This is a genomic window from Arcticibacterium sp., assembly GCF_055134445.1.
Genome location: NZ_JBSRVI010000113.1, coordinates 24,702 through 42,759 on the forward strand (window position 1 = coordinate 24,702; position 18,058 = coordinate 42,759).

Consider the following 18,058-nt stretch of genomic DNA (forward strand, 5'->3'; position numbering starts at 1 on the left):
TTTGTTGGATAATTTCATATATAATCAAAAAATAGTTCAATGAAAGCATTAAGTACATGCATGTTATACGTGCTTCTAAGTGGTCTTAGCTTTAACTCTTTTGCTCAAAAAGCCTCTAAAGATGGTTGGGTGACCTTATTCAATGGAAAAAACCTAGATGGCTGGAATCAAAAAAATGGCGAAGCTAAATATGAGGTCTTAAATGGAGAGATTGTGGGTACTACCGTAGCCAATACTCCAAATTCATTTTTATGTACCAACAAAACTTATGGGGATTTCATTTTTGAGGTTGATCTTAAAGTTGCAGAAGAAATGAATTCAGGTGTTCAATTCAGAAGTTTGTCTTCGGAAGATTATAATAAAGGCAGAGTACATGGCTATCAAATGGAGGTAGATCCATCTGACAGAGCATGGTCTGGTGGAATATATGACGAAGCTAGAAGAGGATGGCTTTATATTCCGAATATGAATGAGCCTGCAAAAAAAGCTTTCAAGCATAATGATTGGAACACTTACAGAATAGAAGCTATTGGCTCTGTGATTAGAACATGGGTTAATGGTGTGCCAGTTTCTCACCTTATTGACGAAGAAACAGCTGTTGGTTTTATTGCTCTTCAGGTACATGGTATAGGCTCAAGCGACAGAGCAGGAAAGCAGATAAAATGGCGTAACATCAGAATAAAGACGGACAATATCGTGCCTAGCCCATATGATGAAGTTCCTGTAGTCAACTTAATTGATAATAACCTTTCTGCACAAGAAACGGCTCAAGGGTATAAATTACTTTTTGATGGTAAAAGTTTTGACGGATGGAGAGGTGTTAACAGAAAAGACATGACTGGTAAAAGATGGTCTATCAATGATGGCAACATTATGATTAGCAAATCTGACGGTTCTGAAACAGGAAACGACATTGTAACCACAGAAAACTATGGTGCTTTTGAGTTAGTATTTGATTTCAAATTGACTCCTGGTGCAAACTCTGGCGTAAAGTATTTTGTGAATGAGGACTTTGATGCAGGTGGAAAATCTGGTATTGGTCTTGAGTATCAAGTACTAGATGATGTGCTTCATCCAGATGCTAAGATGGGAGCCGTTGGAAATAGAACATTGGCTTCTCTATATGATTTGATACCATCAATCAAAGTTGATAAGCGTTTTCAAAGAAAGATTGGAGAGTGGAACCAAGGTCGTTTGGTAGTCATGCCAAATAACACGGTGCAGCACTGGCTAAATGGTTATAAAGTAGTGGAGTATGAAAGGAAAAGTAACATTTACAAAGCCCTAGTAGCTAGAAGTAAATACGAGAAATATGAGAATTTTGGTACAGCTGATGAGGGACCAATATTGCTACAAGATCATGGAGATGAAGTGAGGTTTAAAAACCTGAAGATCAGAAAGCTGTAATAAGAAATCAATACCTATTAAAATAATAAAAACAAGAATGAGTACTAATAGAAGAGAATTCATAAAAAAGTCATTGATGGCAGGAGTGGCCACCAGTTTTTCAGCAAGCAGTTATGCTAAAATTATTGGGTCTAATGATCGTGTAAGAGTGGGTTGTGTAGGTTTTTCTGACAGACACCGTTCTTCCCATGTGTCTGCTTTCAAAGACATACAAAAAGAAATGAACTTTGAAATGGTGGCTGTTTCGGATATCTGGAACAAAAGAAGAGCAGAAGGACAAGCATATCTTCAAAGCCAATTAGGAAGTAAAGTGACCGCTTATAATAATAATGATGATCTATATGCATCTAATAGTGTAGACGCTGTGATGATCAGTACGGCAGATTTTCAGCATGCATTACATACCATTGAGGCGGTAAAGGCCGGATGTGATGTATACGCAGAGAAGCCTTTGGCCGAAACCATGGAAGATAACCGTGCGGTGCTTAAAGCAGTAAAAGATTCTAAGAAAATAGTACAGATAGGTTCCCAAAGAAGAAGTGGCTCTAACTATCATGCTGCAGCAGATTATATTAAATCGGGCAAATTCGGTGATATCGTCATGGTGGAGCTGATGTGGAACGTAAATCAGCCAGGCAGATGGAGAAGACCAGATTTAGTGGCTAACTTGAAAGAGTCTGATGTAGATTGGAAAAGGTTTCTACTAAATAGACCTTATGAGGCCTTTGATGCTCGTAAATATTTAGAATACAGACTTTTCTGGCCTTATTCTTCAGGAATCCCAGGTCAGTGGATGAGTCATCAAATTGACACCGTACACTGGTTTAGTGGTTTGCCTCACCCAAGAAGCGTTGTTGCCAATGGTGGAATTTATCAGTGGAAAGATGGCAGAAGTAACGCAGATACTTTGACAGTAGTATTTGATTATGGCCCTCTAGACGATTTATCTAAAGGTTTCCAAGTTCAGTTTACCAGCCGTTTTTCTAACTCAGCCGGTGGAACTAAAGAGCTTTATTATTCTAATGGTGGAATGATAAACTTGGATACGAATGAAATTTCTGATGAAGGAGGTTTAGATCTTAGACATGCGTCTGCCATGGGCATGAAAGCTAACTTATTAAAGACAGCTAAAATAGAAGGACAAAAAGTAGAAACAGCTGCCAATACAGGTGGAGATTCTCTTACGAATAACCATGTGAGAAACTGGATGGAGTGCGTAAGAAGCAGAAAGACACCTAATGCACCTATTGAAGCAGGTTATCAACATTCTATAGCCACTATGATGTCAAATGCGGCTTATAGAACAGGTCTTAAAGTTACTTTTGACGAGAAAAGTCAGGAAGTTTTAGCGGGTGGTGTGCCATTCAAATATTAAAATCCGATGATGAGCTGACGACCTTCTGTATCTGCATCAAATTCCAGGTTAGAGATCGTCAGCCCCATCAGTCTTATCCCCTTTTCGGAGGGTAGCAAGGCGTTTAGCATATCGTAAGCATTTTTAGAGATAAATTCCTCTTCCAGTAATAATAGCTGAGAAGTTCTGCTTCGGGTTATAATCTCGAAGTCGGCAAATTTTATCTTTAAAGTGAGGGTCTTGCCAAACGCCTTTGCTTTATTTATTCTTTTCCATAATTGTTCTAAGATGACATCCAATTCCGCGTAGAGTTCGTCAGAAGAATTGAGGTCGTTACTGAAGGTGTTTTCCACACCAATAGATTTTCTTATTATGTCGGGGTTTACCTTTCTGTGGTCTTTTCCTCTACATATATCAAAGTAATATCGGCCAACTTTGCCAAAGTTATTGACCAAAAACGCTAAGCTTTTACCTTTTAAATCTTTTCCGGTGGCAATCCCCATTTTCGTCATTTTTTCTGCCGTCACTTTTCCAATACCGTAAAATCTTTTTATTGGAAGGGTTTCCGCATAGGCTTCTGCTTGATGAGGTTTTATCACAAACATGCCATCGGGTTTATTGACATCCGAAGCTGTTTTCGCTAGAAACTTATTAAATGAAATGCCTGCTGAAGCGGTTAAAGAGGTTCTTTCTTTTATTTTTTGTCGTATTTGCTTCGCAATTTCAGTAGCCAGCGGAATGTTTTTGAAATTCTCCGTAACATCCAGATAGGCCTCGTCTAGCGATAGGGGCTCTACCAAATCTGTGTATTCAAAAAACACCTCTCTTATTTGATTTGAAACCAATTTGTATTGGTCAAACCTTGGTTTCACAAAGATAAGGTTTGGGCAGAGCCTCTTGGCTGTTTTAGAAGGCATGGCAGATTTAACACCGAACTGCCGAGCCTCATAACTAGCGGCCGCCACCACACCTCTTTCTGCACTACCGCCCACGGCCACAGGTTTCCCTTTCAGTTCAGGATTATCTCGCTGCTCTACCGACGCAAAAAATGCGTCCATGTCTATATGGATTATTTTTCTGAGCTTAGCATCCATTCTTTAGGAGTAGGTTTAAATGCGGTATCCAAAACACGCTCTGGAAGTATCTGAGTCAAATGATGTTTGAGATGGATGACATAATCTTTCATCATAAATGCCAATGTAAAAGGTCCTTCGCCATTTACTTTTATTTCGTTTTTGAGGGCATTTGTTGGAGTGTTCTCCATAATATGAGCAATATGAAGATTAAACTGACTCCAGAAATCTATTAATCCGTGCCAATCTGCATCATTGTATTTCTGGTTTTCTACCCATTCTTCTTGCTGATAGGCCACCACATCAATTTTAGCAGTGCTCGTAGAGTTCACAATCCGCATTTGATTATTATTAGCTGAGTCAATCAAGTGACCCATAATCTCCTTAGCACTCCATTTGTTTGGCATTGGCTTTTTTGAAGCTGCTGCGTCTTCTATTTGCTTCAGAATTGGCCCTATATTAATGACAACATCCTTTAAGATTTCAGCGGTTTCTTTCATCCAAATAGTTAATTTTGAGCCAAATTTAAAGATTTAGAATTCTAAAGCCCCAAAAGGCTATTACAAACAAAAGTTAAGCTTTGATTCCCTTCATATATTTCTTCCTTCGTTTTGAGGCATTTTTAGTCAATCTGTTTTTTGTCAAAAGAATGGACGTTACCGGTCTTGAAAATGTAGCCAAAGACAAACCCATTCTTTTTGCGTCTACCCACGCCAACTCTTTTTATGATGCCATCGTGCTTCATCTCGTTTTTAAAAGATATGTGTATGCTTTGGCTAGAGGTGATGCTTTTGAAAAACCGATTGTGGCTAAAATATTGAGCTATATTCACATGCTTCCAGTTTGGAGAATAACAGAAGGCAGACAAAACATGTCAAGGAATGCCAAGACATTTAATAAATGCAATGAATTGTTTAAGCAAAACAAGCAGGTTTTGATTTATCCAGAAGGGGTATGCAAGAATCAAACGTCCTTATTGCCTCTTAAAAAAAGAGGAACAGCTGCCATGGCCTTTAAGGCTTGGAATGAAGACATAGATGTGCAAGTAGTGCCCGTGGTGCTTACTTACGATTCCTTTAAGAAGTTTGGTAAGAGAATTAATTTGAATATCGGGAAGCCGCTCCAGAAGTCGGAATTTGACTTATCAGAGGAAATAAGTTTTTCTAAGAGCTTTACGGTAGAGCTTTCGGAGCGGATGAAACCCTTATTTTCTCACGTTTTTAAGCCTGTCGGATTCCTGCGAAATGCTTTTTTCTACTTTGGCTGGCTAATTAATTTTCCTTTGTATTTGGCTATCGATGCCTTCGTTAAAAAGAAGTTTGGTAGGACCATATTTTCGGATTCTATATGGTTTGGATTGCTTTATCTTTCCTACCCGCTATACTTACTTCTTTTGTTTTTGGTCTTAAAACAAGTCTTTTAACCTTATCTTTTTAGTAAAATATTTTTAAGAATGTCAGTACACATAGGAACTATTGGTCAAACATTGCCAGCTTACTTTGCAGATAAGAAATATTCTCAAGTGATTGTTTTGGTGGACAAAAACACCAAAAAAAGTTGTTATCCATTGATTAAAGATTTGTTGCCAAAACACACTTTGGTCAAAATCAAAAGTGGAGAGACGTATAAAACACTAGATACCTGTCAGGAGATTTGGCAAGTGATGACGGATGCCAATATGGATAGGCATGCTTTAATGATAAATTTAGGTGGTGGCGTAATAGGAGACATGGGTGGTTTTTGTGCTGCTACTTACAAAAGAGGGATAGAATTTATTCAAATTCCTACCACCTTGTTGGCACAGGTAGACGCCAGTGTTGGAGGTAAGCTAGGAATTGATTTTAACGGCTTTAAAAATCATATAGGTGTTTTCCAACTGCCAGAAACGGTACTTATAGATTCTGTTTTCTTGAAGACACTTCCTGTGGCAGAGCTTCGCTCTGGTTTTGCGGAAATTGTGAAGCATTGTCTCATTCAGGATGGAGCTAAATGGGGTGAAATCAACGTCAAAGATTTTGAAGAGCAAGATTTTGATAACTTAATAGAGCATTCTATTGAGATTAAAAAGAAAGTGGTAGCAGAAGATCCTACAGAGAAAGGTTTAAGGAAAATCTTGAATTTTGGACATACGCTTGGGCACGCTGTCGAAACTTATTTTTTAGAGAAGAACCCTAAGAAAAGATTACTTCATGGAGAGGCTGTTGCGGTAGGTATGATCTGCGAAGCCTATATGTCTTTAGAGAGAGGCTTAATAGATCAAAGGCTTTTTGAGGAAATTGAAGCTTTTATTTTCTCTGTCTATGGAAAAGTAAAATTGAAGGAAGAATATTTACCAGCGATATTAAAGCACACTTTACAAGATAAGAAAAACAGAGACGCTAAAGTCAGGTTTTCTCTATTGGATGGTCGTGGGAGCTGTACTTATGATATAGTTGCAGGAAAACAAGAAATGAAAAAGGCATTATTATATTATGTGGGTTAGGTCATTTTGAGCTAATTCTTTGGTTTTAACCGTTTTCGGGTTTATTTTTATTAGTGTTCGCATCTTTTTCTTAAGTGGGTGCGTACATGCCTAAAACCTTTAAAACAGTTTCCAATGAAAAAACTCTTACCTTTTCTTGCTCTTTTAGCATTTGGTATTGCAGGATGCAACACCATGAAACTAATGGTGGATAACGATTATAGTTATGATACCGACTTTACAACGTATAAAAATTACAATTTCTTAGCCTGCGAGATAGACACCTCTTTTATCTGTACAGAAATTCAGGATGCTATTAGAAGGCAAATGAGAGCTAGAGGATATAACTTAACAGAAGATGGCCCAGGTTTATTGGTGAGTTATAGTATCATAAAAGAGCGGGTAGAGTACAAAGGATATTTTCAGCCTACTTTAGACAGATGGGTTAATAAATATGACTATGACGACACCTATAAAACGCAAAACTTCAATTTTGGTGGAGGTATGATTCTGGTTTCTTTATTAGATGCGGAGAGTAGCAGGCTAATTTGGAGAGGATACGCTTCTGGTGTTTTTAATAAAAACATTAAAAAGCCCGTCAACTATTACAGAAGTGTGGTCAGAACCATTTTTGATCAATATCCGCTTTTTGCGGCAGGTGAAAAACCTCGTAAGCTTACGAGCATTTACTAAGTTAGTTGACCATTTTTTGAAATAAAGTATCTAGCGTTTCTTCTGGGCTATTACAGTATCCTGGGTGGACTTCTGATGCCTGTAAGATGGTGCTTCTTCGAGCGGTTAACCATCTAAATCGAGATGGCATGTCTTGCTCTCCTATGAGACCCGCATCTTTAGAGGCTTCACATATTTTCTGAAAGGACACTAAGTGTTCTTTGATCTCTTGGAAGTCTAGTTGGGATGCAAATGCCTTTAAACGAGATTCATCTAGCTTAAATTTAAAACCGAGGAATCGTGGTGACTTACAGTATAAAGCTATTCCTACGTTTATAAATTCTCCACGGTCTACACAAGGCACAAGCCTAAGGGTGGCGTATTCGTATAGGTGTTTATCTAGCATGGATAGCTTCTTTTAAGATGATATTGGCATAAACTCTTCTGTTTAATAAAAAATCTTTATAAAGCTTTTTGCTGAGGTTTACGTCGGATTCTAACCAATCTTCTGGAATGGCATTGACTATTTCTTCTATTACCAGCGGATTTAGTTTTTCCAACATCTCCTCATGAATTTCCGCTAATTTGCTGGCTTTTTTAATAAGAACATGGTCTTTGATTTGAACAAAAGGTTTTTTGCTTTGCTCTTCCCACATTTCTGGTTGATGATGAAAGTATAAGGAGGCACCATGGTCAATGAGCCAAAGTTCTTTATGCCACATAAGCATATTGGTGTTTCTTGGTGTGCGGTCAATATTCATCAAAAAGGCATCTAACCAAACAATTTTTGAAGATAAATAAGGCTCTACATCGTTCACTACCGCGTCAAAAGTAATAGAGCCTTGGAGGTAATGAACGCCTAAATTTAGGCCAACGCTCCATTTTAAAAGGTCTTGAATTTCTTCATCAGCTTCTGTTCTGCCATAACCTTCTGGTAAATTTCCGAAAACCATTTCAGGGATTTTTAATCCGGCCGCTCTAGCAAGCTCACCGCCTATGAAGTCGGCTATGAGAGCTTTGCAACCTTGACCTGCACCTCTAAACTTTAAAACATAGGAAAATCCGTCGTCAGCATCTACAATAGCGGGCAGCGAACCTCCCTCACGAAGTGGCGTTACGTATCGGTCAATATGGACGGTCCTGATATCTAGCATGGTGTAAATGGAATAAATTGTGCCTTAAGAGTGAGTAAGTTTATGAAAAATTTCCTCCATTGTTTCACCAGAAGCCTTTAGTGCCAATAAACTATCGTCTGCTACTATTTGACCACGATTAAGAACGATTACACGTTCGCAGATGGATTCTACCTCTTGCATGATATGCGTGCTAAAAATGACCGTTTTATCTTTCCCTACCTCTTTTATCAATGCCCTTATTTCACTGAGTTGGTTAGGATCTAATCCCGTAGTGGGTTCGTCTAAAATAAGTATTTCAGGTTCGTGAATGAGAGCTTGTGCCAAACCTACTCGCTGTCTATAACCTTTAGACAGTTGCCCAATTTTTTTATGTTTTTCTCTATCTAGACCCACCATATCAATGAGGTCTTCTACTCTGTTTTTAAGTGCATTTCCTTTCATGTCGAAAAGAGAGCCTGTGAAAGCTAAAAACTCTCTTATATACATGTCTTGATAGAGTGGATTGTGCTCTGGTAAATAACCAATACATTTTTGAGCTTCTTTGGTTTGTGAAGCAATATTGTAACCATTGACAATAGCCTCTCCAGCTGTAGCCTCCAAATAGCCTGTTAAGATTTTCATGGTTGTACTTTTTCCGGCACCGTTTGGACCCAAAAAGCCCACTATTTCTCCTTTTTTTATATCAAAGCTAATACTGTCAATGGCTTTTTGAGAGCCGTAATTTTTTGTTAGAGCGTTTATTGATATTGACATGTAATCTATTTTTGAGAAAACGAAAATACTACATTTTATGACATGGCTTTCCGTAAAAAAGATCAAATGCACCTAAATGGAAAAACCGCCCTGCCAAATGGCGGGACGGTTTCTGGTTTTCGTGTTTGTTGAAGTATTGTAAATTTTATAAAAGGGGTGTTATATTTTTAGAAGGTGTATTTGTTCTCCGTTAACATTACATCAGCAATACGTCTTCTAGCGTCTTTGGTATTAAAAGGTTCAATCTTAGTGAATCTCTTTAAACCCATTAGCATTACCCTTAGTTCGTCTCCTTCTGCAAAAGACTGAATGGCATCTTTACCGGCGGCATTTGAGTTGTTTACGGCCTTGTGGAGGTTAAGCATCATCATATCTTTTTCTAGGCTTACGGCTTCTTCGCCTTTAATGCCAATCATTTTTTCTACTCTTAATAAGGCAGATTCTGCAGCATAAACTTCTATAATCATATCTGCTACATTCATTAAGATTTCCTGCTCATGAGAAAGTTTCATCATAAATTTCTGAACAGCCGCTCCCGCAATCATTAAAACAGCTTTCTTAAGATTTGCGACTACTTTTTTCTCTGCTGAGAATATGCCGTCTTCTTCTCCACCAAAAGATGGGATAGACATGATTTCTTTAGCTACTTCTTGTGCTGGACCCATTAAGTCCATTTCACCTTTCATGGCACGCTTTAAAAGCATGTCCACTGTAAGTAGTCTGTTAATTTCGTTTGTGCCTTCAAAAATCCTGTTGATTCTGGCATCTCTGTATGCTCTTTCTACAGGAGCATCTGCAGAATAGCCCATACCTCCGTAAATTTGTACACCTTCATCTGCTACATAGTCTAAAACCTCGGAACCATGTACTTTCAAAATGGCACACTCAATAGCAAACTGTTCTAGTGCACTTAGCTTTGCTTCTGCATCTGTTTTGCCACTTTCCTTAAAGGTGATTATTAGGTCGTCTATGTTTTGACCAGCTCTGTAACAAGCCGTTTCTGAAACCCAGATTCGAGTGGCCATTTCTCCGAGCTTATGCTTGATGGCACCGAAACGGCCGATTGCGATACCGAATTGCTTACGCTCGTTAGCGTAGTTAATAGCATGATTAATGACTCCTTTGGAGCCACCTACAGCGGCTATGCCTAATTTTATTCTGCCAATATTTAGAATATTAACCGCAATCTTAAAACCGTTTTGTCTGCTAGAAAGAAGGTTTTCTACGGGAACCATGCAGTCGTTAAAAAAGACCTGACGCGTATCAGAACCTTTAATACCTAGTTTTTTCTCTGGCTCGTTCATGGTGATGCCACCGAAGGTTTTCTCTATAATGAACGCCGTTAGATTTTTGTCGTCTTCTATTTTAGCAAACACAATAAACACATCTGCAAAACCACCATTGGTGATCCACATTTTCTGTCCATTTATTTTATAATGTTTACCATCTGCGGTTAATGTAGCTTTCGTTTTGGCGGAGTTGGCATCAGAACCAGAATCTGGTTCAGTTAAACAATAAGCAGCTTTCCATACACCTGTTGCCAAGTTTGGAAGATATTTTTTCTTTTGCTCTTCGTCTCCGTAATATAAGATAGGTAGGGTACCAATACCTGTATGAGCAGACTGTGCCACAGAGAAAGAATGACCACAACCCAAAACTTCTGCTACTAACATGGAGGTATTGAAATCCATGCCGAAACCATCATATTCTTCTGGTACAGCTGTTCCTAACAAACCTAGCTCACCGGCTTTATCCATAAGAGAAGACATAAGCTCTGGAGATTCTGCTTTGTCTATTTCATCTAAAATGGGATGTATTTCAGTTTTTAGAAAATCACTACAAGTCTCAGCTATCATTCGCTGCTCTTCATTGAACTCTTCTGGGATAAATACGTCTTGTGCAGCGGTTTCTTTGATTAAGAATTCGCCACCCTTTAAAGATGCTTTTGCTGATAGTGTTGTCATAGGAACTATAGAGTTGAAATATTGTTGTCAAATACAAATAATAGTATGCTTGCATACCATTGCAAATATAAAACAATAATTTAATAGTATGCAAGCATACTATTAGAAAAAAAGGGAAATAAATTCTTGTCTTATTTTAACCCGCTTTATGCATTAGAAAATCTCCCGATTTTATCTGGACCGCAACTAAATTGCTTTCCATCGGCAAGCTCAGGGTAACACAAATCAGCTCGTAAACCCATTTAAACTCACTCACCAGAGCGGTGCTATGCTAATCTCGTTTAAATCTCTGATTTATTACACTTTAGCTACTCATTACAATTCTCCAATGCATAAACCGGGTTTAAGGACAATTTTCAATAGTAGCTTTAAAGACGGCACCCGCATTGGCTTCGAAGCCAGGGTTTAGTAAAACGGTTTGATTTGCAGTATAGTTGATCTTACCTACGGCTGATAGCTTCTGAACACTTTGAAGGGTTTGCTGCGTTTGATAAGGATTTTGGGCGTTTATAACACTTCCCGTTAAACTTAACGGACTGGCAAAGCAAGAAGACACCACAACGTTTTTGGGAGCAGTAGAGGTACTTAAGCAGTGTAAAGTTTTACACGCTAGGGTGTAGTTGGCCGTGCTGGTAGGGTATAACTTAAGTGGATTTACTTTTCCGCCTGTATTCCAAGTATAGATGCCATTGCAGTTGCTACCCGTTAATGTAAGGGTGTCACCAGACCGAATTTGAGTTGCGGAAGCCACAAAACTAGGATTAGTAGGAAGTGTAAAAGTGTTAAGGTCTACAATAGGGCTAAAAAGTATCTTGCCAGAAGTGGCCTTACGAGCTCTAAGTGAATATTTTCCCGCACCTACGATTATTCCAGTGCTTGAAGAAAATTCCCAGTTTGGACGTAGATAGCCTGTTGGTGGCAATGCGGTATAATCACCGCCATAATCGCTGGTATTTCCCAAAGCTTCTGTATCTGTATTTTCTCTATTAGACCAATCATAGCTCGAATAGCTTTCTGCAGGACTTAATCGAATGGCAGAGAAGCCATCGCTTGGATTACAAATGAAGTTTAATTCTATGAGGTCAGAAGCTAAAATAGGGGTAGAGCTGCTTAAAAAACCATTTGTAAGATAGTTATACCAAGCTGTAGCATGATCGAATAATCCAGCTGATAAATCCATATGGACGCCATCCGATCTTTTATCGCCACCGATTATATTATCGGTTTCTGGACCTCCGTATACATTTGCGTCAGCATTGATAGATTGATTTTGACCAAGAATAACATTTCCGTGGGAATTTCCGTTATAGGATGCTCTTGCAACCATCCACGCTAAATTAGGGAACTCACTTTGTTCCCTTGTTTTTGATATTAATATCTCGAGATAACTTTGATAGACATTTGCATCCATGCCTGAATCGGATTCACCTTGATGCCATAGTACTGCACGAACTCCGGTCAAGCTGGTATAGAGCCTCATTACAGATGCTAAGGCACCGTATGGATGCTGATATTGTTGTTGAACAAAACTAGGATTACCTGTAAGAGATTCACCATTGGCTGATTGTTTCCACCATAGAATACTGGTGCCTCCAAAACCGGCTCCATAAAAGAGCACCGGTACATTTAATGCTGTTACCAAATCTTTAGATACTTTTCCCCAGTGCCAAGGTGCATTATGAAAAGGTCCAATGTAAACCGAATCACTTGCTACACTATCGGCATTCATAGGAGAATAGCCAATCGGTAACTTGTCGTAATCATTAGTTTTATTTGAATAACGCATCACATTAGAACGGTCTTCATCTGAGTCAATTCCTACTCCAGATGCTGAGGTGGTTCCTGTGGCATTCGACTGACCCGCTATCACAAAAACTTCGCCTATGCCTACTCGATTTCTTCCTACGGAATCTATTTGAATCCCATTTTTATAAGCCTTCACTGCTAATTTATACCAGCCGCCTTGAGCCAAAATTTTACCATAGAAGTAAGGTTTTCCATCTCTTTCATCTACTTTCTGCCAAGCACTAGCAGTTCCTTGTCCCACAACCCTAGGAAAAACTTTGGCTATAATACTGTCGTATTCAGCTGTAAAGTTTCCACTGATTTGAATATAGGCTTGATTGGAGTTATTCCGTTGAAAAATTTGCCTTTCAACGGGGAAAGTCAATGAGATTTGCCCTTTTACAGATAAGAAACTCAATAGACCAAGGAAGAGAAATGTGTATTTTTTCATAATAAGCTGTACAAAAATAAAAGATGTAGGCCATTTTAGCATATATATCTTCTTAAATTGATTCTAAGGTTCTTAAGTCGTTTACTTTTACGGACACATGAACCAACAAGATCTTAAACAAGGCATTATTTTTATGCTTATTGCTTCCTTCTGCTTTGCATTAGTGGGTGCTTGTACACGTATTCTTAGAGATTCTATCAGTTCGGTAGAAATAGTTTTCTTTAGAAATCTTATTGGGGTTGGTTTTATAGCATATTCTGTCTTGAGGCGACCATTGGTTCAAATTGGTGGAAAACCAGGCCTTTTAATATTTAGGGGGGTGATTGGCACCATAGCTTTATATACCTTCTTTTATAGTATTACTCAAATAGGGCTGGCAGAAGCCATCACTTATCAGCAAACTTATCCTCTATTCATCGCTATTTTTTCTGTTTTCATTGCGGGCGAAGGTCTTAGAAGAAATGAGTGGCTGGCGGTACTTTTAGGTTTCGGTGGAATATGTTTCATTTTTGTGCCACAAATGTCCTCTGGGCTTGTCAATGCTCGCAGTCATATTATTGGTATCACCAATGCCGTACTTACGGCTTTTGCCTATATGAGCATAAGAGGTTTAAGTGCCTACTATGACGCCAGAAGTATCGTCTTATCTTTTATGCTTTCGGGTATTTTACTGCCTATTATTTCCATGGGCATTGGACAGTTTTACGAATTGCCTTCCTTAGACTTTCTGGTGGCATCCTATGTCCAGCCGCATGGCTCTGACTGGTTTTGGATAGTGATTTTGGGCGTAGCCGCTATGATAGGTCAAATTTATCTTACGAAAGCTTTTAGTTATGGCAAAGCAGGGACTATCTCCGCCGTGGGTTTCAGTAATATTGTCTTCTCGGTCATATTTGGAATATTTTTGGGAGATCCAAGGCCCACGACTTTAGCATTTCTTGGAATAGCCTTCGTTATAATTTCTGGGATAATTATTTCCTATCAGTCTAAAAAGGCTACCTGATATTTTATCTTTGTTTCATATGTCTGAATTATTTCCGTCTGAAACACTTTTTGTAGATATTTTACTTCCGGTACCTATTCCGCAAGCCTTTACTTATAGAGTTCCGAGGCATCTAATGGAATTTGTAAAAAACGGAAGTAGGGTTATAGTTCCATTTGGAAGAAATAGAGTCCTTACGGGCATTATTTCTGCTATTCATGGTACCCCACCAGAAAAATACAAGGCCAAATACATTTCGGAGCTGATGGATGAAGAGCCGGTGGTAACAGCCAGTCAACTGTGGCTTTTTCAATGGGTGGCAGATTATTATATGTGCCATGCTGGTGAAGTGATGAATATGGGTTTGCCTTCAGGACTAAAGGTAAATAGCGAGTCTAGAATTCAGATTAATCCAGATTTTGAGGAGGAGGGCACATTAGAACCTATAGAAAAGGAAATTCTGAGAATTATTGAAGAGAATGACTCTATTTCCTATGCCGATTTATCGAAGTTTATCAATGAAATAGACGTGACTAAGCTGGTGAAAACGCTAATTGCCAAACATGCCATCATCGTTTATGAGGAAGTAAAGGAGCGTTACACACCAAAAAAGATTAAAAAGATTAGACTTAAAGCCTCGTTAGCTACAAAGTCTGGGGTTTTAGGTTTAATAGATAAACTGGGGAAGTCGCAAAAGCAGCAAGAGGTGATATTGACCTATTTAAGTCATATCAATATTGATTTTCTGGAAGAGAAAAACCTTCACGGCATTGATAAAGTGTTTTTTAAGGAAGCTGAGAATTCCGCTTCATCCTTAAAGACATTAATAGATAAAGGAATTTTAGAGCAATTTGAAATAACCGTATCTCGGTTTGACAGCATTGATTCTGATAGTTTGAAGGAAATAAAGCTAACAGAGCATCAGTCAAAGGCCTCAGAAGCCATTATGGATGGTTTTGCCGAAAAGCAAGTGGTGCTTTTTCATGGAATTACGGGAAGTGGAAAAACGGAAATATACATTGACCTCATACAAAAGGTTCTGGAAAACGGTTCTCAGATACTAATGCTTTTGCCAGAAATTGCATTAACCACCCAAATAGTAAGTAGGCTTCAGAAAGTTTTTGGAGATAAAATGGGAGTTTACCACTCCAAGTTTTCTGATAATGAGCGTGTGGAGGTTTATATGGGTGTGCTTTCTGGCAGATATCAGTTTGTGGTAGGGGTACGTTCTTCTATTTTTCTTCCTTTTCAGAATCTAGGTCTTATTATAGTAGATGAAGAGCATGAGATTTCCTACAAGCAGTTTGACCCCGCTCCTAGGTATCATGCTCGAGATGTGGCAGTTATGCTGGCCTATAAACAAAATGCCAAGGTGCTTTTAGGTTCGGCTACGCCATCTTTTGAATCTTATATGCAGGCTCTGAATGAAAACTATGGTTTGGTGGAGTTGAATAAGAGATTTGGAGATGCCCAATTGCCTTCTATGGAACTCATTGATATGAAGGAGGCTCGTAAAAATAGTACCATAAGGCATGATTTTTCTGACATCTTACTCGCTGGTATTGAAGCTAACATCAAGAAAAAAGAACAGTCTATCATTTTTCAGAATAGGAGGGGATATTCTCCTTATTTAAACTGTGAGGAGTGTAACTGGATTGGCAAATGCCATCAATGTGCGGTAAGTCTTACCCATCATCTGTATGAAAATACTTTGGTATGCCATTATTGTGGTTACACAGAAACATTACCAAAAGCTTGTCCTGTTTGTAATTCTTTAAAACTAAAATCAAAGGGTGTTGGTACGCAGAAAATAGAGGAAGATCTACAAGAGATCTTTAGGGATGCCAGTATTTTGAGAATGGATTTTGATACCACTAGAGCTAAAAACGCATATCAAAACATCATCAATGAATTTGGTGAAGGCGAGGTAGATATTTTAGTGGGTACCCAGATGATATCTAAGGGTTTAGATTTTGACAATGTGAGTTTGGTAGGTGTTTTTGATGCCGACAAAATGATACATTTTCCAGATTTTAGAGCCGCAGAAAGAGCATACCAAATGCTGACGCAAGTAAGTGGTAGGGCAGGCAGAAAGGAGAAGCCAGGAAAGGTGATGATACAGACGGGTGACCCTGAACATCAAGTTTTGAAATTTGTTTTAGAAGGGGATTATAAGGGCTTTTATCAAACGGAGATAATAGAGAGAGAGGCCTTTAGATACCCACCATTTTCTAGGATTATCAGCATAAGTACGAAACACATTGATAGGAGTGTTTCTCATAAAGCAGCGGGTCTTTTGGCAGATATGCTAAGAGAAAAGCTGGGTGCCCAAAGGGTGTTGGGACCAGAGAAGGCCATGATAGAAAGGATTAGGAATCAGTATATTTTTGAAGTTTGGATGAAGCTAGAGAAAAACAAGCTAAACATGCCTGCCACTAAGCTATTTATAAGAGAACAGATTACAGAATTGAATACACAAAAGGAATTTAAAAGTGTTAGGTTTGTGGTAACTGTAGACGTGGTTTAAAGCCGAAAGGTTTTGCTGCTTAGGGTATAAAAAGAAACGATATGGGACTAAGAAATACAATAGGTGATTTATTCAAAATAGGTGAAATAAAGGATAGTGTTATTAGTCTTTTTGAAGCCAAGTTTGAACTGAAAAAAATAGAAATTCAGGAAAAGGCCGAAAAGGGAGTGGCAGAGTTGATATTTGTCTTGCTATTATTTGTTTTGGGTTCAATGGTGTTGGTTTTCACACTTATTCTTGCCGCTTATGGTTTGAATATTTGGCTTGGCGAGCCTTATGGCTATGTGGTTGTTTTGGGCTTATTGATAGTTACTATGGTATTCTTTTATTATCAGAAATCAGAAATTAAGAAAATGATAACTAAGACCATTCAGAAGGAAATGGATGCCATGGATAGTTGAAATAGCTCTAGGCAGTATATACATTAAAACCCCGATTTGGTGATTAAGCCAAACGGGGTTTTGTGATTTACAGGGTTAAAATTTACAATCTAAGTTTTTTATTTGTCAGGAGAATTTGCATCTTTTCCCCACCAACTGGCCAACATAGAGCCCGTAACATTCATTAATGGGCCAAAGATAGTGGCGGCTAATCCTACAGTTGCTACTTTTCCCATTTCCACTGCCAAGGCAGATGCCAGTCCGCCGTTTTGCATACCCACTTCTAAAGATATGGTTCTGGCGTCTCTTTTATTTAGACCAAACAGTTTGGCAGCACCATAGCCAAAAGCATAGCCACCTAAGTTATGCAACACCACAGCCACAAAAAGCAATGCTCCTACAGCGGCTAGGGATGCTTGACCAGCAGCGGTTACTACCGTAATGACATAAGCAATTCCCGCCATCGAAAACAAAGGCAATATTTTCTTTATGGCTTGCATCTGATTCGGAATAAATTTATTTAAAAGAAACCCAACCGCGACCGGTAGAATCACAATTTTACACATGCTCCACATCATACTTAAGAAATCGATGTCAATAAACTCTCCACCTAGCCACTGCATAAGCGTAGGGGTGAGTATGGGAGCTAGCATGGTAGCAAAAATGGTAAGCGTTATAGAGAGTGCAATGTTAGCCTTTGCTATTAATGACATGACGTTTGACGCTAGACCACTAGGGCTGCTTCCAATCAGTATCATTCCTGCGGCTATTTCGGCTGGAAAATTAAAAATTTGTGTTAATCCGTAACCCCAAAGCGGCATAATCATAAACTGTAGAAATATACCAATCAAAACGAGCTTAGGAGTTTTCAAAATTTCTAGAAAATCGTCAATGGTTATGGTGGTTCCCATACCAAACATAATAATCTGAAGTACCGGAATGATTAAAAGGGTTAATTCCACACCTCCAACAGAAATCAAATACTCTGGGAAATTATAGGCAATAATGACAAGAACAATAATAACAATAGTGTAAATGTAATTTTTCATTCAATAGGTTATATAAGTTGGAAGTTAGAGTTAACAAAACTATTTAGTTAAGCCTCTAACTTCC

Annotated in this window: 16 protein-coding genes; 8 read left to right on the forward strand and 8 right to left on the reverse strand. The window is 38.6% G+C overall.

Annotation, left to right across the window (positions count from 1 at the left end):
- The first annotated feature begins 39 nt into the window (after window positions 1–39).
- Window positions 40–1,407, forward strand: coding sequence for a 3-keto-disaccharide hydrolase (locus ACTBZY_RS14760; protein WP_463047109.1), 1,368 nt, complete (start codon window positions 40–42; stop codon window positions 1,405–1,407).
- Between the two features lie 37 nt (window positions 1,408–1,444).
- Window positions 1,445–2,782, forward strand: coding sequence for a Gfo/Idh/MocA family protein (locus ACTBZY_RS14765; RefSeq protein WP_463047110.1), 1,338 nt, complete (start codon window positions 1,445–1,447; stop codon window positions 2,780–2,782).
- On the opposite strand, the gene dinB is transcribed toward ACTBZY_RS14765, so the two are convergent.
- Entirely contained in the window at window positions 2,779–3,819 is a 1,041-nt protein-coding gene (gene dinB, locus ACTBZY_RS14770) for a DNA polymerase IV (protein ID WP_463047111.1), read from the reverse strand. The two genes, ACTBZY_RS14765 and dinB, sit on opposite strands and share 4 nt — an antisense overlap.
- Window positions 3,820–3,830: 11 nt before the next feature.
- Window positions 3,831–4,334 (reverse strand): DinB family protein, encoded by a 504-nt coding sequence (locus tag ACTBZY_RS14775; protein ID WP_463047112.1) that lies wholly within the window; start codon window positions 4,332–4,334, stop codon window positions 3,831–3,833.
- An 80-nt stretch (window positions 4,335–4,414) separates the two neighbouring features.
- Here ACTBZY_RS14775 and ACTBZY_RS14780 point away from each other — a divergent pair, with 80 nt between their 5' ends.
- The 3 genes from ACTBZY_RS14780 to ACTBZY_RS14790 all read left to right on the forward strand — a co-directional run bounded on the left by ACTBZY_RS14780 (window position 4,415) and on the right by ACTBZY_RS14790 (window position 6,988).
- The gene (locus ACTBZY_RS14780) at window positions 4,415–5,257 is read left to right on the forward strand and encodes a 1-acyl-sn-glycerol-3-phosphate acyltransferase (RefSeq protein WP_463047113.1); all 843 of its coding nucleotides are present in this window, start codon (window positions 4,415–4,417) and stop codon (window positions 5,255–5,257) included.
- 30 nt (window positions 5,258–5,287) lie between these two features.
- The gene (aroB, locus tag ACTBZY_RS14785; protein ID WP_463047114.1) at window positions 5,288–6,316 is read left to right on the forward strand and encodes a 3-dehydroquinate synthase; all 1,029 of its coding nucleotides are present in this window, start codon (window positions 5,288–5,290) and stop codon (window positions 6,314–6,316) included.
- Between the two features lie 114 nt (window positions 6,317–6,430).
- Complete coding sequence (locus tag ACTBZY_RS14790) at window positions 6,431–6,988, forward strand: DUF4136 domain-containing protein (RefSeq protein WP_463047115.1); 558 nt, start codon at window positions 6,431–6,433, stop codon at window positions 6,986–6,988.
- A gap of 1 nt (window position 6,989) precedes the next feature.
- Here the strand turns inward: ACTBZY_RS14790 and ACTBZY_RS14795 are convergent, their stop codons facing one another.
- The 5 genes from ACTBZY_RS14795 to ACTBZY_RS14815 all read right to left on the reverse strand — a co-directional run bounded on the left by ACTBZY_RS14795 (window position 6,990) and on the right by ACTBZY_RS14815 (window position 13,056).
- The gene (locus ACTBZY_RS14795; protein ID WP_463047116.1) at window positions 6,990–7,373 is read right to left on the reverse strand and encodes a DUF3037 domain-containing protein; all 384 of its coding nucleotides are present in this window, start codon (window positions 7,371–7,373) and stop codon (window positions 6,990–6,992) included.
- Window positions 7,363–8,121, reverse strand: a complete 759-nt coding sequence (locus ACTBZY_RS14800) for a HipA family kinase (protein WP_463047117.1) — start codon at window positions 8,119–8,121, stop codon at window positions 7,363–7,365. Before ACTBZY_RS14800 ends, ACTBZY_RS14795 begins: the two co-directional genes overlap by 11 nt.
- Window positions 8,122–8,145: 24 nt before the next feature.
- Window positions 8,146–8,856 carry an ATP-binding cassette domain-containing protein gene (locus ACTBZY_RS14805; RefSeq protein ID WP_463047118.1) on the reverse strand — a complete coding sequence of 237 codons (711 nt, stop codon included), beginning with the start codon at window positions 8,854–8,856 and terminating at the stop codon, window positions 8,146–8,148.
- Window positions 8,857–9,023: 167 nt separating this feature from the next.
- The gene (locus ACTBZY_RS14810) at window positions 9,024–10,820 is read right to left on the reverse strand and encodes an acyl-CoA dehydrogenase family protein (protein ID WP_463047119.1); all 1,797 of its coding nucleotides are present in this window, start codon (window positions 10,818–10,820) and stop codon (window positions 9,024–9,026) included.
- Window positions 10,821–11,163: 343 nt separating this feature from the next.
- Window positions 11,164–13,056 carry a sialate O-acetylesterase gene (locus ACTBZY_RS14815; RefSeq protein ID WP_463047120.1) on the reverse strand — a complete coding sequence of 631 codons (1,893 nt, stop codon included), beginning with the start codon at window positions 13,054–13,056 and terminating at the stop codon, window positions 11,164–11,166.
- Between the two features lie 97 nt (window positions 13,057–13,153).
- Here ACTBZY_RS14815 and ACTBZY_RS14820 point away from each other — a divergent pair, with 97 nt between their 5' ends.
- Genes ACTBZY_RS14820 through ACTBZY_RS14830 form a run of 3 tightly spaced genes read left to right on the forward strand, consistent with a single transcriptional unit; the run spans window position 13,154 to window position 16,966 of the window.
- Window positions 13,154–14,059 (forward strand): DMT family transporter, encoded by a 906-nt coding sequence (locus tag ACTBZY_RS14820; protein ID WP_463047121.1) that lies wholly within the window; start codon window positions 13,154–13,156, stop codon window positions 14,057–14,059.
- Between the two features lie 19 nt (window positions 14,060–14,078).
- Window positions 14,079–16,565 carry a replication restart helicase PriA gene (gene priA, locus ACTBZY_RS14825; protein ID WP_463047122.1) on the forward strand — a complete coding sequence of 829 codons (2,487 nt, stop codon included), beginning with the start codon at window positions 14,079–14,081 and terminating at the stop codon, window positions 16,563–16,565.
- Between the two features lie 41 nt (window positions 16,566–16,606).
- Entirely contained in the window at window positions 16,607–16,966 is a 360-nt protein-coding gene (locus tag ACTBZY_RS14830) for a phage holin family protein (protein WP_463047123.1), read from the forward strand.
- A 98-nt stretch (window positions 16,967–17,064) separates the two neighbouring features.
- Here ACTBZY_RS14830 and ACTBZY_RS14835 read toward each other — a convergent pair whose 3' ends face one another.
- Window positions 17,065–17,994, reverse strand: a complete 930-nt coding sequence (locus ACTBZY_RS14835) for a bile acid:sodium symporter family protein (RefSeq protein WP_463047124.1) — start codon at window positions 17,992–17,994, stop codon at window positions 17,065–17,067.
- Window positions 17,995–18,058 lie beyond the last annotated feature (64 nt).

Excerpts from the sequence above, each read along its gene's own strand:
- ACTBZY_RS14775 (WP_463047112.1), bottom strand. The coding sequence starts at position 4,334 with ATGAAAGAAACCGCTGAAATCTTAAAGGATGTTGTCATTAATATAGGG.
- dinB (WP_463047111.1), bottom strand. The coding sequence starts at position 3,819 with ATGGACGCATTTTTTGCGTCGGTAGAGCAGCGAGATAATCCTGAACTG.
- ACTBZY_RS14830 (WP_463047123.1), top strand. The coding sequence starts at position 16,607 with ATGGGACTAAGAAATACAATAGGTGATTTATTCAAAATAGGTGAAATA.
- ACTBZY_RS14800 (WP_463047117.1), bottom strand. The coding sequence starts at position 8,121 with ATGCTAGATATCAGGACCGTCCATATTGACCGATACGTAACGCCACTT.
- ACTBZY_RS14790 (WP_463047115.1), top strand. The coding sequence starts at position 6,431 with ATGAAAAAACTCTTACCTTTTCTTGCTCTTTTAGCATTTGGTATTGCA.
- ACTBZY_RS14760 (WP_463047109.1), top strand. The coding sequence starts at position 40 with ATGAAAGCATTAAGTACATGCATGTTATACGTGCTTCTAAGTGGTCTT.
- ACTBZY_RS14795 (WP_463047116.1), bottom strand. The coding sequence starts at position 7,373 with ATGCTAGATAAACACCTATACGAATACGCCACCCTTAGGCTTGTGCCT.
- ACTBZY_RS14765 (WP_463047110.1), top strand. The coding sequence starts at position 1,445 with ATGAGTACTAATAGAAGAGAATTCATAAAAAAGTCATTGATGGCAGGA.
- priA (WP_463047122.1), top strand. The coding sequence starts at position 14,079 with ATGTCTGAATTATTTCCGTCTGAAACACTTTTTGTAGATATTTTACTT.
- ACTBZY_RS14820 (WP_463047121.1), top strand. The coding sequence starts at position 13,154 with ATGAACCAACAAGATCTTAAACAAGGCATTATTTTTATGCTTATTGCT.
- ACTBZY_RS14815 (WP_463047120.1), bottom strand. The coding sequence starts at position 13,056 with ATGAAAAAATACACATTTCTCTTCCTTGGTCTATTGAGTTTCTTATCT.
- ACTBZY_RS14835 (WP_463047124.1), bottom strand. The coding sequence starts at position 17,994 with ATGAAAAATTACATTTACACTATTGTTATTATTGTTCTTGTCATTATT.
- ACTBZY_RS14810 (WP_463047119.1), bottom strand. The coding sequence starts at position 10,820 with ATGACAACACTATCAGCAAAAGCATCTTTAAAGGGTGGCGAATTCTTA.
- ACTBZY_RS14805 (WP_463047118.1), bottom strand. The coding sequence starts at position 8,856 with ATGTCAATATCAATAAACGCTCTAACAAAAAATTACGGCTCTCAAAAA.
- aroB (WP_463047114.1), top strand. The coding sequence starts at position 5,288 with ATGTCAGTACACATAGGAACTATTGGTCAAACATTGCCAGCTTACTTT.